This is a genomic window from Rhodococcus globerulus, assembly GCF_019334125.1.
Taxonomy (GTDB): Bacteria; Actinomycetota; Actinomycetes; order Mycobacteriales; family Mycobacteriaceae; genus Rhodococcus_F; species Rhodococcus_F globerula.
Genome location: NZ_CP079698.1, coordinates 5,406,391 through 5,421,565, shown reverse-complemented (window position 1 = coordinate 5,421,565; position 15,175 = coordinate 5,406,391). Strand labels below are relative to the sequence as shown.

The window sequence follows — 15,175 nt, the reverse complement described above, 5'->3', positions numbered from 1 at the left end:
TCGATCAGTAGCATTACGGTCCGGAAGCCACCTGAGAGAATCGAAGCGATGACACAGGCACACAGCGACTTCCCATTGACGGCAGACGAGTTACGCACAGTCGCAAGCTTCGCCGCCGAAAGCGCTCAGCAGCTACTGCCCTATTTCGAGGCCGAAGCACCCGACGACCCACGCCCGCGAGCTGCACTCGACGCCGCACGGGCTTTCGCCGACGGAGCGCCGAGAACGATCTTGCAGCGCGTCGCCGCCCTCGATGCACACCGGGCTGCACAGGAGATCACGAGCGAGGCCGGGCAGCTCGCGGCACGGGCCTGCGGTGACGCCGCAGCTGCTGCCTACCTGCACCCCATCGCGAGAGCGACGCAAGTCGGCCACATCTTGCGAGCGGCGGCGTGTGCCGCCCGAGTAGCCGAACTCGAGGCGGGCGGCGATGAAGCCGCCGCAGCACAGTCCATAAAGTCGACCTGCGATCGCGCGACCTCTGTGCTGGTCGACGTCCTCGGGCGATACCCGACTGCCCCGATAGGGAAGAACAGGCTTGCCCAACTCATGAGCACGCTCGACAGCTCCCTACGCCGCCTCGAAACCTAGCGACGAATCACTCTCTCCTAAAACCTTTTTCGATTCAATCACGCTAATTTCCGAGTTATGCGGAAAACCACGCAATCGTGCCATCCCACTGATCTGTCGGTACAGCAAGAGGCTGCTCACCCACCCGCTCCAGCGAGACATGCAACGACTCCCCAGTTCGCCAAGCAAGGATCTCGTAAGTTCCACCCGGAACGTGTACCTGAGTGGTGCGCTCCGGATGCTCGACGACGGCGCTGTCCGCGAACTGGGCCGCCATCGTCAGATCCGTGAACGACGGAACAAAAAGCACTCCATCGGTAACATCGATCCGGGCAGATGCGCCGTCGTCGGGAACACGTTTCGGGTGACCGAGCCTGACATTCACCGCTGTGCCATCGGCCTCCGGGCCCACGAATACAACAAATGCCGACGCGAGCCGACGCGCGGCCGCAAAATGCTCCAACAGTTGCGGCAGGCTCCAGTCCTCGTCCACAAAACCCTCGTAGGTCGAAGCGTTCACCAACGCGAAGAAGCCGTCTTCGTCCACCTGAATCTCACCGACCACACGAAGGTCTTGCGAACCACTTGGCACGTTTCCCATTGCAATCCCCCGACTATCGGACACCAACGACACCACACGATAAGTGATCCTCAGTTGAAAGGATGCTGAGAAGGATCTTGCATACTTCCTTCCCTGGGCGAGACTGGACGGCATGAACTTCGCGTCGTCGATTCTCCATCCCTCACAGTGGAGTGTTCGTATCCGCTCGACTGTGGCGTCGACGCTGGTCATAGCGTTCTGCCTGGTAGCAGCGGGGTGCGCGCTCATACTTCTTCTCGCACACTCGCTTCAACTGTCGGCGCAGGACACCGCGGACACTCGCGCCACTCAACTCGTACAGGAACTCACAGCGGAAAGCGCAGCCGATCTCGATCCGTCCTTGCTCTCGACGGACAGCCAGGTCGGGATCGTTCAGATCGTCGGTCCGGATCATCGAGTTCTGGTGCAGTCCCCCGGTACCGGAAACCAACTACTTTCCCAAAAGACGCTCGAACCCGGAGACGCTGCGTCGCTCGGTCGCGTCGAAGTGGACGACAACGGCGACTACTGGCTTATCGGCCGCGGCGTCGCGACACCTACCGGGCCTGTCACCGTCTTTGTCGGGGCGGACCGAGAACCCGTCGAATCCGTAGTGACCGCTGTGGCAATACTTTTGGCGGTGGTGGGACCGTTTGTTCTCGGGTTGGCCGCTTTCGCGACGTACCGCCTCGTGGGTTCAGCACTTGCCCCCGTGGAACGTATTCGATCCAGGGTGGCGTCGATCTCGAGCGGAAGCCGCGGCGAACGAGTGCCAGTTCCGTCGGGAAACGACGAGATTGCCCGCCTCGCAAGGACAATGAACGACATGTTGGCCCGCCTCGACGAAGGCGCACAAGCACAGCAACGGTTTGTCAGCGACGCCTCCCACGAACTTCGAAGCCCGTTGTCCACCATCACAACTGCTCTCGAACTTGCACATCGACGCCCCGAACTACTCGACGATGCCTTGATCGAAGATGCATTGCTGCCCGAGGCCCGTCGAATGCGCCAACTCATCGACGACCTTCTGACACTTGCCCGTTCCGACGAGAGCAACGCCGAACACCCATGGGCCGTAGTCGATGTCGATTTGGATGACATCCTTCTCACCGAAAAGACCCGAATCGCCGGGATCTCGAGCCTCACAGTGACAGTGGAGATTGCGCCGGTTCGAGTCAGCGGTGACCCACGTTCGCTGACCCGGTTGGTGCGCAACCTCGTCGACAATGCCATCAGACATGCTGGGTCGCAGGTGTGGCTGCACTGCTTCCACAGCAAGGACGGCGCACACATCGTGATCGCGGACGACGGACCGGGCATACCCGAGGCCGAACGTCTGCGAATATTCGACCGGTTCGTCAGGCTCGATTCCCCGCGCTCGCGGCAGGGTGGCGGCACCGGCCTGGGATTGGCCATCGCGTCGGATATCACCGCCGCGCATGGTGGAACTATCACAATGAGTGAAAGGTTCGGTGGTGGAAGTAGATTCGAGATTGTGATCCCGAAGACCGAAGACTGACCTTCAGTCCGATTCGCTCACAAATCGGTACCCGACACCTCGCACCGTCTCGATACTGTGTTTCCCGAACGGTACGTCAACCTTCTTACGCAAGTATCCGATGTAGACCTCGACGATGTTTTCGTCGCCTTCGTAATTGATATCCCAGACGGATCTGACGATCTCGCGCTTCGTCACGACAACTCCGCTGTTCCGCATCAGGAATTCGAGAACGCTGTACTCGCGTGGTGTGAGCGTCAATTCGGTTGCACCCCGGCTCACTTGGTGGCGAGCTGGATCGAGCGCAAGGTCGCCAACGGTCAGTACCGTCGGGCGTTGTGGAGCACCGCGCCGTACCAGAGCGCGCAGGCGCGCGAGAAGCACGACAAAGGAAAAAGGTTTGACCAGGTAGTCGTCGGCACCGAGGTCGAATGCGTCGGCCAGGTCGTATTCCCCGTCTTTCGCCGACAACATGAGGATCGGAGTCCAGACCGCACGCGCGCGCAGGTCACGCACAATGTCGTAACCGTGTTTCCCGGGGAGCATGATGTCGAGAACTATCACGTCGAACTCGTTGCTACACGCAGTGACAAACCCGTCGTCACCATTGTGTTCGACAGTGGTCACAAAGCCTTCGGCCACTAGCCCCCGCCGAATCGTCTCAGCCAGGCGCACCTCGTCCTCGACCACCAGCACTCGCACCACAGGCTCCATTTCCGTCGATACCGAAACCAGTAGACCAGATCCCGCACTGTTACCGAATGTGCATTCAGCGTTTCTTCAGCATCGTCTCGGCAGACTTCGGGCTATGCCTGCAACTGTCTCGGCCGTGCGAACCGCGGTCACCGAAGTGCTGACCGAAAGCTCCAGCGCAGAAATTGCTGTGACTGCTGTCGTCTTGGCTTCCGCTCTGTTCGCTTTCGGTTCGATCTACCAGGCGTCGACGCTGCGATCGAGCGTCATTCGCGCAACCGGATTGATCGTCGCTCTGGTAACCCTCTCCGTTGCCGTGATGCACAACGGGTGGTTGTCCCGATTCGACGGCCCTGTGACGGAATGGATGATCGCGCATCGAAGCCACGGACTCAACCAGATTGCAGTGGCCGTGACCGATCTCGGAAGTCCAGTTGCGACAGCAATTCTCGGGATCGGAGCCGGCGCCGTTCTTTCGTGGCAGGCCCGCTCGGTGATTCCCGGGATCGTCGTAGTCGGCACCGTCGGTTCGGCCGCGGTGGCGAGCACCGTGATGAAGGCCGTAGTCGCTCGCGAGCGACCCCCGACAGCTTCTCAGGTTCTCCTCGAGACCGATCATTCCTTTCCCTCCGGACATGTAACGGGCACTGGGGCATTGATCGGCATCGTTGTTCTACTTGTTGCGATGCAGCACACACCTTCAGTCAAACGGCTGTTGATGCTCGTGGCTGTCGTTGTCACTCTTGTCGTGGCGCTCACTCGGTTGTACCTGGGCGTGCACTGGCTCACCGATGTTGTTGCCGGCGCAGCTCTCGCGACTTTCGCCGTCACGATCGGCGGCGCGGCGTTCCGGTATCTCGACAACCGATCACGCCCGAAACACGACGCCCTCACACCGTCGACTTCGGCGGACCCGAGAATTGCTGCTGCGGAATATCGCACGTTGTGAACACGGCATGAAGAATCATGTCGACGATGTGCCACCAGCAGGTTCAGGCACCGCCCCAGAGGCTTGGACCCGATGCAACACCGGGTCCAAGCTCTTGCCGCTCAGGTTCCTATTCGGATAATCCCAATCAGGAACCAGTTCATTTCTTGCGGTGTGTCTTTCAGGCGTTCCCTGTCCGGGGGCAACCGACGGACTGCGGGTAAAGGGTGAAGTGGCGGCATGCTCACGACCCGGAATCGGCAGCGAGCCAGGCGTTCCCGAAGAGCATGATTCCGTCCGCGCTCGGCGTGATCTCGTGCACGTTCTTTCTCCACGTGACGAGGACCTTACCGGCACCGATAGTGGCCAAGGGCGCCGTGTCGTTGACGAGGGTTTGGACCTTCTCGAGAACGGCGAGTCGGTCGGCGTCGTTGGGCGCAGTCTGCAGTTGGGCGAGCAGCTGGTCCATCTCCGCGTTCTTGTAGCCGAGTACGTTCGACGGGGACTCGCTGTGGAAATTGCCGTACATTCTCACGAACGGCGACTCCTCGAGAACACTGAATCCCCCGTGAGCGACATCGAAGTCGTGGTCGGCATACAGTCTCTTGACCAGGTCGGTAATGCTTGGGCTGTAAGAGATTTCGACGGTGAACCCGACGGCCTGCAACATGGACTGGTAGGCGAGGGCATTTCGCTGGGTCTCGGCACTGTTCGATCCGACGTAAGTGAGCTTGCCGTCGTAGCCGTCGGCTTTGGCCTCGGCGAGGTATTTCTTCGCGGCTTCGGGATCGTAGCCGGCAGCTGCAACCGTGCCGTGCCACTGGGACCACGACTGGAACATGTCGCTACCGGGCATGCCGTAGCCGTCCTCGGCCCGCTCGTTGTAGACGGCGGGGTTGATCGCGGCAACGATCGCCTTGCGCACTCGCTCGTCGGATGCTGCGCGGCCCTCTCGCTGGTTGATCAGACCGATGGTTCCCAGACTGACGGTGTGGATGTAGCCGATGTCGCCGGCAGCCAGTGCGTTGTGGACGGCCTCTGATCGTCGAACGTACGCTGCGTCGATGCCGCCACTGTGGAGCGCTTCGAGTTTGGCTTGTTCGCCCTGGATAACCGGGAAGCGCAACTTCGCCAGGCGAGGTTGTCCGTTCCAGTAAGTCGAACTCGCCGCGAGAACCAATTCTTCCTGGGATGCAAACTTTTCCACGGTGAACGGCCCTGCACCGACAGGGGTGAACGTCCCGGTCGCCATGGACGAGGGCGCGACGATCATGCCCGGTCCGGTGGTGAACATGATCGGGAACTCGTTCCAGGGCTGCTTCAGGGTGAAGACCACCGTCGCCGGGTCCGGTGATGTCATGTCTGCGACGGAAGCCTTCCATACCTGTGTCTGCAGACCGTTCTTCTCCAGGTAGCGATTGATGCTCCATTGCACCGCGTCCGCATCGAGAGGGGTACCGTCGCTGAATTTCGCATCGGGTCGCAGCTTCAATGTCCAGACGGTGTTGTCGCCATTCACTGCCAGAGACTGCGCCAACTGGGGCTTGTATTCCTTGGCGTCCGTGTCGTAGCGAATCAACAGGTCGTAGATGGCGGCCATCTCACTACCTCCGGTTGCCCCGCTGTCCTGGCGGTTGACCGGGTCCAGGCTGCTGATTCCGGAGAGCGTGGCATAGGACAGCGTGCCACCGGAGGTAGGTTCGCCGCCGTCTGGTTGTTCGCCGACCAGGCCGGACGTCACACCGGACGCATCGGTCGCCGAATCAGTGGTAGCGGCACATCCGGAAAGCAGCACCACGGTAGCTGCCAACGCAGTGAACATGGTGCCTGCACGTGCAAGAGACGGTCGTCTCATCTTTTTCTAACCTTCTTTTCGAAAGTCGCGGAGCGACAGGGAATTTGGCGGTGATGACACCTGGTTCTGAACGCCCGTCACATCGTGACTATTGCGCGGCCGAGAACTCTGCCGGCTGCGAGGTCACTGACAGCTCGGTCGATGTCCTCGAGGATGTAGCGGTTGGTGACGAGCGTGTTGAGATCGAGCAGTCCTTCAGTGTGCCAGTCGAGGAACGTCCCGATGTCGTCTTGGCCGCAGCCGCCTGCGGTGGTTCCGACAAGTTGCTTCTGACCGCCGATGAGACCGGCGAGGTTGAGTTCGGTGAGGCCCTTGGGGAGTCCGACGAGGACTACCGTGCCACCTCGCCGACCGCCGACTCGACCGGCGCGCACACTGTCGAGGGCTTGCACGGTGGTGGAGGTGAGCCCGACGCAGTCCACGGCGATGTCGACCCCTCCCGTCAGTTCGACGATAGCTGCGGCGGGGTTGTCCGTCACCGAAGCATCGATGGTGTCGGTGGCTCCGAATTGTTTGGCGAAGGCGAGCTTTTCGGCATCGAGATCGACTGCAACGATGCGTGACGCGCCACGGATCGATGCAGCGGCGACGGCGGACAGGCCGACTCCACCGGCGCCGAACACCGCGACCGTGTTGCCGGGTTCGACGGGGGCAGCATTGCAGAGGGCGCCCGCACCGGTGACAACCGCACAGCCGACAACCGAGACGACGTCCTCACGCGATTCGGGAGGTAACGGCATTACATACAGTTCGTCGACCAGTGCGTGTTCGGCCCAGGTGTAGACGTTGGGTGAGTAAGCTGTGCGTCCGTCGGGAAGATCGATCGAAGCGCGGGTGGGAATGCGGTCGTCGGTGCGGGGCACCCACGTGATCATCGCGGCCTCGCCGGCCGCGATGTGGGTGACGGCGGATCCGGTGGCGAGGACGGTGCCGTACCCCTCATGTCCGAACAACATCGGTTCGGCGTGATCGGCGTGCATCCAGAACAGCTGGCTTTGGCACACGCCGGTGGCATGGATCTGCACGAGAACGTCATGCGGGCCGGGGTCGGGCAGCGTCACCTCGCGTAGAGCGAGGGGGCCGTCGGTCGCGTCTTGGACGATGATGCGGGTGTTCATTGGCATGAGTGGTCTCCAAAGTTGGGGTGGGAGGGATGACGTCAGATTCCCGGCCACGGCCCGGGCAGGGGGGTATTGGCGGTACGAAGCGTGACGCGTTTTGTTCGGGTGCAGCCAGAGACCGCATCATCGCCATAGGCGCCACCGAGACCGCTCTGTTTGAAACCGCCGAACGGCAGCCCCGAGTCCAGCATGAGATTCGAATTACCGTGCACGACACCGGCTTCGATTCCCTCGCTCATCCGGATCATCCGACCCAGGTCGCGGGTCCACACATAGGACGAGAGCCCGAATTCTGTGGCGTTCGCGAGTTCGAGTGCCTGCGCCTCGGTCTCGAAGGTCAGCACGCTGAGCACCGGACCGAAGATCTCTTGGCTCGCGACTGTCATCGCAGGGTCGACTTGGTCGATCAGCGTCGGGGCGATGTAGAACCCACGTTGCTGTGTTGTCACCCGGTCGCCGCCGAGCACGATCCGCGCTCCTTCGCTGCGCGCGGTGTCAAGGAATCCGAGGATCTTTTCGTGCTGACCGCTGCTGACGACGGGGCCGACCTGTGTTTGCGGATCGAGTGGATCACCGACACGCACCTTGCTCATACGCGCGGCCACTTCTGCCACGAAATCCTTCGCGATAGAAGCATGGACGAGGAGCCGACTGCCGGCGGCGCACACCTGGCCTGCGTTGTTCAAGATGCCGAGGACCGTTGCGCGAGCAGCCGAGTCGAGGTCTGCGTCGTCGAATACGATGATCGGCGATTTTCCGCCCATCTCGAGGGTGAGCTTTTTGAATGTATCGGCGGCCGCGCGGGCGATGTGCTGTCCGGTCGGGACGGACCCTGTGAACGAAATCCCGGCCACGTCCGGGTGCGAGCACAGGGCGCCGCCGGTGGCGCCGCCTCCGACGACCACCTGGAGAACGCCGGTCGGTATGCCCGCCTGTACGGCAAGTTCGGCCAACCGGATCGCTGAGCGCGGGGAGAGCTCTGACGGCTTGACAATGACGGAGTTACCGCAGGCAAGAGGTGGACAGGCCCGCGCCATGAACGAATGAGCCGGCGCGTTCCACGGCAGCACCACCACATAGGTACCGAGGGCCTCGAGCCGCGTGTAGGAGAACTGGCCGGGCACATCGCCGAACTGCTGACCGACAAGCTTGTCTGCCTTGCCTGCCCAGTACCGGGCGTGGCGGGCGCCACGGCGGGCCTGAGCACGTGCATCGGAGAGCACTTTGCCGGTGTCCTCGGTATCGAGCCGTCCGAGCTCGGCGCAGTCGTCCTCGACCAGTTGGGCCCAGCGCCACAACAGCTCGCTGCGCTGTTCACCGGCCATCGCAGCCCACACCCGCTGCGCCTCGGTTGCGCGGTCGACGGCGGCAGCGCATTCGTCCGCGCCGTCAATTGTGAGCTCGGCTGCAACCTCCTCGGTGGCCGGATTGATCACCCTCAGGGTGTCAGGGACGGTGGAGATGGGGGACATCGAACCAACTTTCTGTGCGTCGTTCATTTCGGTGATCGAATAAGCTTGTAAGGCAGTGGGTTACGAGAATTCGACGCAGACGTCAGATGACTCCGTCGGCGCGCAAGCCAGCGAGCTCACTGTCGTCCAGGTGTAGAAGCTGGGCCAGAATCTCGTCGGTGTGTTCCCCGAGGCCTGGCCCCAGAGTGCGAATCGTGCCCGGGGTGGCGCTCATTTTGGGAAAGGGAGCGGCCATCGGCAGCTCGCCGTATTCGATGTCGTCGACGGTCACGATGGTGCCGCGTTCGCGATAGTGCGGGTCGGACGCGATATCGGCGATGCTCATGAGCGGCGCCGCAGGCACATCAGCGTCGCTGAGTAACTTGACTGCGCCGTCGGCAGTCTGGCCAGCGACCCATTCGGCGATGATCGGATACAAGTGCTGTTGGTTCGCGACTCGGTCCGCTCTCGTGGCAAACCGTCGATCGGTCGCGAGGTGGGGTTGGCCGATCACCGTGGCGAACTTGCGGAAGAGGGCGTCGGTGCCGGCGTGCAGTGATATGCGGCGACCGTCGGCCGTGTCGAAGTCACTGGCCGGCACGATGCCGAGATTGCGGTTGCCGGCGCGTTCACGTACGTGTCCTTCAGCGCCGTAGGTCAGCAGTGCGTTCTCGCACGCGCGGAACCCTGCTTCGTACAGGCCTAGGTCGATGATCTGTCCGGGGCCACCGTGCTGGTCGCGGTGATACAGGGCGGTTACGGCGGCGAACGCGGCGAGATATGCGGACATGTAATCGATCACCGAGTAGCCGGACCGCACCGGGTCTCGCTCGGGTTCTCCGGTGACGTAGGTCAATCCGGAGAATGCGCTTGCGATGCGATCGAATGCGCCCCGCTCACGATATGGGCCGGTCAGGCCGTAGCCGGTGATGCACACAATGATGGCGCGGGGGTTGATCTCGGCCATCGTCTCGGGACTCAATCCCCACTTTTCCAGTGTGGGGGGACGGTAGTTCGTCACGATCACGTCGAAATGCGGGAGCATCCCACGGATCAGCTGACGACCCCGCTCGGTGCGCAGGTCGACGGTCACCGATTTCTTGTTTCGTCCTTCTTGCACCCACTGCAGTGATCGCAGGGAATTACTCTCGCCGCCTCCACGAATGAAGTCACCTGTGCCGGGTTCCTCGATCTTGACGACCTCGGCGCCGAAGTCGCCGAGGTACGTGGCGGTCACTGGCGCAGCCAGGACCGTTGCCATATCCAGGACGCGGATTCCCTTGAGGGGTAGCGCAGTTTCGGTCATGTTCCACCTATTAACGGTTCGTTATTAACGTTTGGTAGGTGTGGACTGTATCTTGTGAAGTGAGTCACGGCAAGCGGTGCTCGTGAACGCTTCGAGGAAGGCTGGGAGCATGGAGAACATGTCCGAAAGAGATGCTTCGACCCCCATCCGGCGCCCGCGAGGCACCAGAGAAGAAACCGAGAACGAGCTGATCGACGCAGTGCTGCGACTGCTCAAGCGCGATGGCGTTCTGGCAGGAATCACGCTGCGCGAGGTCGCTAAAGAGGCCGGGGTCAACCACGGGCAGATCTATCACTACTTCGGCACCCGCCGAGGACTGCTGCGCGCCGCGATTATGCGACTACTCGAAGGCAATCGCCCGGACCCGAAAACGCACTGGGACCAACCATTTGCAGACCGTCGCCGGGCCATGTGGCAGATCGCCCTGTCCAAGCGCGATTTCGTCAAGCTCGAGGCGCTCCTCGCCCTCGACGAGGATCCTGACTTTCAGATCTTCCCGGGTCTCGACGCCACTCGTATTGCGCTCGAACGGGACAAGAAGACGGGCGAACTCCCTGCCGACGCGGACGGCGATGTGATGCACGCGCTCAGTGCTGCAACATATCTCGGATACGGCATATTTCGTGAGAGTATCGCCCGCGACCTCGGGATCGACGCTGTCGAGCTCGACAGCCGCGCTTCCGCGGTGTTCGACCTGATGCTCGACGGGCTACGCGGCGGCCATCAATAACTTATCGCCGGAGAACTGTCGCATCTCGCCCCGGAAGACATCGACACGACAGACCCTCCCCCGCCACCGATGACGCGAGGGTCGCAAACGCCACGTACCCCCTTTGAAGCCAAGGTCATTCCATAACCCAGAGGTATTGATCATTCCTCCGCATTGTCAACCAAAGGCAGTTAGCGTGAATTCAATTGTCCGCTATTCACGGAGGTGAGCATGTCGGCGTTTCGATCCATGCTGGTTGTGGTGGCCGGCCTGGCACTACTGATCGGCTCATCCCGTGCCACTGCGACAGCTGATCCTCAGTATCCCGTTCCCTATGACCTCTTCGTTCAGGACTCGGTCCGCGATCCATACGGATCCGCGGCGGGCTCGAATGATTGGAACTGTGTACCTTCGGCCGCACATCCAGAGCCTGTGGTTCTTCTACACGGATTGGGTGCCAACCGGTTCAATATGTTCACCACAATCTCACCGTTGCTAGCCAACGAGGGATACTGCGTTTTTGCGCCGACGTTCGGGGAAAACGCGAGCCTACCGGCGCCGTTCGATTCGGTGGGCGGCCTGGGACGACTCGAGGACAGCGCCGCAGAGGTTGGGGAATTCGTCGAGCGTGTTCGCACTGCCACAGGCGCGCAGAAGGTCAGCATTGTTGGCGTTTCCGAGGGCACCCTCGTTGGCAACTATTACGTCAAATACTTTGACGGAGCGCACGTTGTGGATAAATTTGTATCACTGGGTCCAGCCTGGAGGGGTACTCTGGGTACTGGTCCGAACGGCGACGGCCAGTGGATCCTTGATCTGGCTCCCGACGACGCACGGACTTTGATTCCGTTCTGCGCTGGTTGCCCACAAGGGCTTCCGGCGTCAGATTTCCTGGCGAAACTGTGGGCGAGTGACGCAGGGAGTTATGCAGGCCTCTACGCGCCAAGCGTGACGTACACCAACATCATGACCCGGTACGACCAACTGGTGATCCCGTACACCAGTGGATATGCCGAGGCTCCTAATGCTACGAATATCTTTGTGCAGGATGAATGTTCGCTGGACTTCTCGGACCATCTTGCCATTGCGGCATCACGGGTTGCGACAGGGCACGTGCTCAACGCCTTGGACTCGGAGAGTACCCGCGCCGTGCCCTGCGTATTGGTGACTCCGTTTCACGGGGGTTGATTCGCTCGCGGATTCACCGACAACATTGTCCGATCAAGCTTTTGAACTTATCGATTCCCGCCGAAGAGCTGAATAGCCGTGCAAATACATGGTTTTCGATCAAATCTCCGTCAAACCTGTCCGATATGTCCCTAGGAATCGAAATTATGTTCGACTAAAATTAGTTCATGGACAGTCGGGAAGCGTGGCAATACGACGGCGAGGGCCTCAAGACCGAGGTACTCGACCTCGCTCGCGCCCGACACGAGATGCAGTCCCGCATGGTCGTGATGATCACCGAGATGTTCACCCGCGACACCCTCGGCGGCCAAGGATTCCGGGCCATCGCACAGTGGCTGCACCTGTCCACCAACCTCGAGATCGGCGAATGCAGTCAACTTGTCGGCCTGGCGCGGTTGTTCATGCTCGAACCTGTTGTCGGACAATCCTTTCACGACGGTGATATCGACGCGTTGAAAGCACGTCAGGTCGCCCACTTCTGCCAGCACCCGCCCAAGAACATGAACCTCGCCGACGTCGAGAAAGCCCGCGACATCCTCCTGACCCTCGCCTCGAAAAAGATCACCGACTGCGATTCCGTCCGCGCCGCCATTCGGCGGATCCAGAAGCAGTACGGCAACCGCGCCGACGGAGTGCCGGCCGGTGAAGACTCCGAGCTCAACGAGTTCTACGCCTCCCGCGGACTGTACGGGCGAGTCAGCGTGAAAGGTGACCTCGACGCCGTCAACGGTGCCCGTCTCATCGCACTACTGTCCGCCCTCTCGGCGCCCACACCGGAGAAGGACGGTGTGAAAGACGAACGCACCCCGGCACTTCGACGCGCCGACGGATTCTGCGAAATGCTGCGCCGCTACGAAGCCGCGGGCCTCGGTCCCGTCGAAGGCGGCGTGAAACCGCACCTGACGATCACCGCCACCGCAAAAGACATGACCGATCTCCAAGCCCTCAAAGACATGTTGCCTTCCACCGAGGAACTCGGGTACGCGATCACCAACTGGGCCGGCCCCATCAGCCTCGACACCGCCCGAATGCTGGCCTGCGACTGCGAGGGCACCCGAATCCTCCTCGACGGCAACGGTGTTCCCCTCAATCACGGCATGAAGGCACGCCTTGCCAGCGTCCCGCAGCGGCGGGCCCTGACAGTTCGGGACGGCGGATGTGCCTTCCCCGGTTGCGGCACCCCGCCAGGCTGGTGCGACGCCCACCATCTGATCCACTGGCTCGATGACGGCCCCACGGACCTCGACAACCTGATCCTGCTGTGCGGTCACCACCATCGGATGATGCATCACACCGAGTGGCGAGTCGACATCGGAGACGACCGAAAAACCCGGTTCTATCCGCCAATGTCCGTGGATACGTATCAAGTTCCCGTTCCCGGGAACACACCGCCGACAGCGGCCTGAAAAACCAACGTGTGCACCGGGGCAGAAACATGCCCCGGTGCACATTGCTGCTGAGCTAGTGCATGTCGTTCGCGATGATGTTCTCGATATTCCGTTCCGCCAGAGCGGTAATGGTGACAAACGGATTCACACCGACGTTGCCTGGAACCAGGGAGCCATCCATGACATAGAGTCCCGGATACTCGGGAAGCCGGCCGTAATTGTCGGTCGCCTTACCCAGCACGCACCCGCCGAGCGGGTGGTAGGTGAGTTGATCGCCCCACGTCTGGACCGGACCGAAAAGATCGGTGCGATAGATAGTGCCTTCCTTCTTGTTGATCTTGTCGAACACCTTCTTGGCCATGGTGATCGACGGTTGATTCTGGGAGCGTTGCCAATTCAGTCCAACCTTGCCGGTGGTGGAGTTGAACTGGAATTGCGCACGTTCGGGATTCTTGGCAATTGCCAGGTACAGGCTCACCCATAGCTCGGTCCCGGCCGGGAACGGTGCAATCTCCGCGAACACGGGTGCTGTGGAATCGGCCCAGTTGTCGATACCCATCACCGGTATCGACGCTTGCTTTGCCCCTGTCGCGTCCCACATGTGATTGGCGCGGGCCACCATCACGTTACCGTTGTGGCCCCATTCCTGGCCGACGGCTCCCGGTAGGTTCGCAAGTTGCCCTTGCGCTTTCATCGACACGAGCAACTTGCTGGTTCCGATGCTTCCCGCTGCAAAGAAGACCTTGTCGGCAACAACCGTCTTGGTTCCGACTGTGTTTCCCTGCTCGTTGATCTGGTTCATCACTACCTGATACCCACCGCCGGTTGCTGCCGGCGACACACTGGTCACGACGTGCAGTGCGGAAATCGTCAGGCGTCCGGTTGCCGACGCCGCCGCGAGGTAGGTCTTGTCGAGGGACTTCTTGCCCGCGTTGTTTCCGAAAATGACCTCGGACGCCAGGGCGGACTTGGCAACCGCCCCCGAAGCCTCCTGCTTCATGTAGTTGAAGTCGTAGACGTTGGGAACGAATGTTGTTGTGTAACCCGATCTCTCGGCGGTCTTCCGGCCGGTTCTCGCGAATGCGTAATACTCGGTCGACTCGAACCAGGCAGGATCGATATTGTTCACACCCAGCGCAGCGTTGGCCCGCGGGAAGTAGGTCGAGTACATCTCTTCGGAATCGACACCGGGAAGGATTTCCTCGAAGTAGTTACGCTTCGGCGTCACCGCCATTCCGCCGTTGACAAGCGATCCGCCGCCCACCCCGCGACCCTGGTAGACCTTGATCCCACCGAAGTCCTCGGCGTCGAGAACGCCGACGTATCGGCTGATGTTCTTGTCGATCGAACCGCCCGAGAAGTGCGAAACCGGTTGTACTGTGCGATCTCTGAGCCAGAACGAACGACCATCCGGCGAGAGCGTCGGGCAGAAGATCTTACCGTCGGATCCCGGGGTGGTCCAGGATCGGCCCATCTCGACCATGTGCGTGTCGATACCGGCCTGCGTCAATCGCAGTGCGGCGACTGCTCCACCGTAGCCACTACCTATCACCAGGGCCGGAACGCGGTCACCGTCACTCAGCGCCCGTCGGGGCGAGGCCGCTGCCGTCGTCCACGACGAAGACAATGCGGCAGCGCCTACAGCTAATCCTGTTGCGGCAAGGAAGTTTCTACGCGTCAGCCCGGAAGTGGTACGCGCGTATCGGTCCTTGGATCCAGCTCGAATGCTCAAGTGACTCCTTCTTGTTCGGTTGGCCCCCGCGCAGAGATATACCGTTCCCGAACAACTCCGATGAGCAATACCCGTCGGTAACATCGAGCAGTCGTTCATTTCAAACAAAAGTGACCGGTGAACACACGGTTCACCGGTCACTTAAGGAAGATGTGG

General features: G+C 61.1%; 13 protein-coding genes. 6 read left to right on the top strand and 7 right to left on the bottom strand.

What is annotated here, in order from left to right; genetic code table 11:
* Window positions 1–48 precede the first annotated feature (48 nt).
* Window positions 49–591 (top strand): putative immunity protein, encoded by a 543-nt coding sequence (locus tag KYT97_RS24710; RefSeq protein ID WP_033233917.1) that lies wholly within the window; start codon window positions 49–51, stop codon window positions 589–591.
* Window positions 592–646: 55 nt separating this feature from the next.
* Here KYT97_RS24710 and KYT97_RS24705 read toward each other — a convergent pair whose 3' ends face one another.
* A complete protein-coding gene (locus KYT97_RS24705) occupies window positions 647–1,171 on the bottom strand; it encodes a hypothetical protein (protein WP_033233916.1) in 525 nt (174 codons plus the stop codon).
* Window positions 1,172–1,283: 112 nt separating this feature from the next.
* Between KYT97_RS24705 and KYT97_RS24700 the strand changes: the two genes are divergently transcribed.
* On the top strand, window positions 1,284–2,669 hold the full coding sequence (locus KYT97_RS24700) for a sensor histidine kinase (RefSeq protein ID WP_219110892.1): 1,386 nt from the start codon (window positions 1,284–1,286) through the stop codon (window positions 2,667–2,669).
* A gap of 3 nt (window positions 2,670–2,672) precedes the next feature.
* Here the strand turns inward: KYT97_RS24700 and KYT97_RS24695 are convergent, their stop codons facing one another.
* A complete protein-coding gene (locus KYT97_RS24695) occupies window positions 2,673–3,350 on the bottom strand; it encodes a response regulator transcription factor (protein ID WP_033234324.1) in 678 nt (225 codons plus the stop codon).
* A gap of 106 nt (window positions 3,351–3,456) precedes the next feature.
* Between KYT97_RS24695 and KYT97_RS24690 the strand changes: the two genes are divergently transcribed.
* Window positions 3,457–4,290: a phosphatase PAP2 family protein gene (locus tag KYT97_RS24690; protein ID WP_072782646.1), complete on the top strand. Its 834-nt coding sequence runs from the start codon at window positions 3,457–3,459 to the stop codon at window positions 4,288–4,290.
* Window positions 4,291–4,513: 223 nt separating this feature from the next.
* On the opposite strand, the gene KYT97_RS24685 is transcribed toward KYT97_RS24690, so the two are convergent.
* The 4 genes from KYT97_RS24685 to KYT97_RS24670 all read right to left on the bottom strand — a co-directional run bounded on the left by KYT97_RS24685 (window position 4,514) and on the right by KYT97_RS24670 (window position 10,002).
* Window positions 4,514–6,124: an ABC transporter substrate-binding protein gene (locus tag KYT97_RS24685; protein WP_033233914.1), complete on the bottom strand. Its 1,611-nt coding sequence runs from the start codon at window positions 6,122–6,124 to the stop codon at window positions 4,514–4,516.
* Window positions 6,125–6,201: 77 nt separating this feature from the next.
* A complete protein-coding gene (locus tag KYT97_RS24680; protein ID WP_033233913.1) occupies window positions 6,202–7,248 on the bottom strand; it encodes a zinc-binding dehydrogenase in 1,047 nt (348 codons plus the stop codon).
* 35 nt (window positions 7,249–7,283) lie between these two features.
* Window positions 7,284–8,717: an aldehyde dehydrogenase family protein gene (locus tag KYT97_RS24675; RefSeq protein WP_072782643.1), complete on the bottom strand. Its 1,434-nt coding sequence runs from the start codon at window positions 8,715–8,717 to the stop codon at window positions 7,284–7,286.
* An 82-nt stretch (window positions 8,718–8,799) separates the two neighbouring features.
* On the bottom strand, window positions 8,800–10,002 hold the full coding sequence (locus tag KYT97_RS24670) for a CaiB/BaiF CoA transferase family protein (protein WP_033233912.1): 1,203 nt from the start codon (window positions 10,000–10,002) through the stop codon (window positions 8,800–8,802).
* A 118-nt stretch (window positions 10,003–10,120) separates the two neighbouring features.
* Between KYT97_RS24670 and KYT97_RS24665 the strand changes: the two genes are divergently transcribed.
* From KYT97_RS24665 to KYT97_RS24655, 3 genes are all read left to right on the top strand, one after another.
* Window positions 10,121–10,732: a TetR/AcrR family transcriptional regulator gene (locus KYT97_RS24665; protein WP_162487754.1), complete on the top strand. Its 612-nt coding sequence runs from the start codon at window positions 10,121–10,123 to the stop codon at window positions 10,730–10,732.
* A 210-nt stretch (window positions 10,733–10,942) separates the two neighbouring features.
* Complete coding sequence (locus KYT97_RS24660) at window positions 10,943–11,899, top strand: esterase/lipase family protein (protein ID WP_219110891.1); 957 nt, start codon at window positions 10,943–10,945, stop codon at window positions 11,897–11,899.
* Window positions 11,900–12,066: 167 nt separating this feature from the next.
* On the top strand, window positions 12,067–13,305 hold the full coding sequence (locus KYT97_RS24655; protein WP_072782592.1) for an HNH endonuclease signature motif containing protein: 1,239 nt from the start codon (window positions 12,067–12,069) through the stop codon (window positions 13,303–13,305).
* Between the two features lie 55 nt (window positions 13,306–13,360).
* On the opposite strand, the gene KYT97_RS24650 is transcribed toward KYT97_RS24655, so the two are convergent.
* A complete protein-coding gene (locus KYT97_RS24650; protein ID WP_033232261.1) occupies window positions 13,361–15,019 on the bottom strand; it encodes a GMC oxidoreductase in 1,659 nt (552 codons plus the stop codon).
* Window positions 15,020–15,175 lie beyond the last annotated feature (156 nt).

Excerpts from the sequence above, each read along its gene's own strand:
- KYT97_RS24710 (WP_033233917.1), top strand. The coding sequence starts at position 49 with ATGACACAGGCACACAGCGACTTCCCATTGACGGCAGACGAGTTACGC.
- KYT97_RS24705 (WP_033233916.1), bottom strand. The coding sequence starts at position 1,171 with ATGGGAAACGTGCCAAGTGGTTCGCAAGACCTTCGTGTGGTCGGTGAG.
- KYT97_RS24700 (WP_219110892.1), top strand. The coding sequence starts at position 1,284 with ATGAACTTCGCGTCGTCGATTCTCCATCCCTCACAGTGGAGTGTTCGT.
- KYT97_RS24690 (WP_072782646.1), top strand. The coding sequence starts at position 3,457 with ATGCCTGCAACTGTCTCGGCCGTGCGAACCGCGGTCACCGAAGTGCTG.
- KYT97_RS24685 (WP_033233914.1), bottom strand. The coding sequence starts at position 6,124 with ATGAGACGACCGTCTCTTGCACGTGCAGGCACCATGTTCACTGCGTTG.
- KYT97_RS24680 (WP_033233913.1), bottom strand. The coding sequence starts at position 7,248 with ATGCCAATGAACACCCGCATCATCGTCCAAGACGCGACCGACGGCCCC.
- KYT97_RS24675 (WP_072782643.1), bottom strand. The coding sequence starts at position 8,717 with ATGTCCCCCATCTCCACCGTCCCTGACACCCTGAGGGTGATCAATCCG.
- KYT97_RS24670 (WP_033233912.1), bottom strand. The coding sequence starts at position 10,002 with ATGACCGAAACTGCGCTACCCCTCAAGGGAATCCGCGTCCTGGATATG.
- KYT97_RS24665 (WP_162487754.1), top strand. The coding sequence starts at position 10,121 with ATGTCCGAAAGAGATGCTTCGACCCCCATCCGGCGCCCGCGAGGCACC.
- KYT97_RS24660 (WP_219110891.1), top strand. The coding sequence starts at position 10,943 with ATGTCGGCGTTTCGATCCATGCTGGTTGTGGTGGCCGGCCTGGCACTA.
- KYT97_RS24655 (WP_072782592.1), top strand. The coding sequence starts at position 12,067 with ATGGACAGTCGGGAAGCGTGGCAATACGACGGCGAGGGCCTCAAGACC.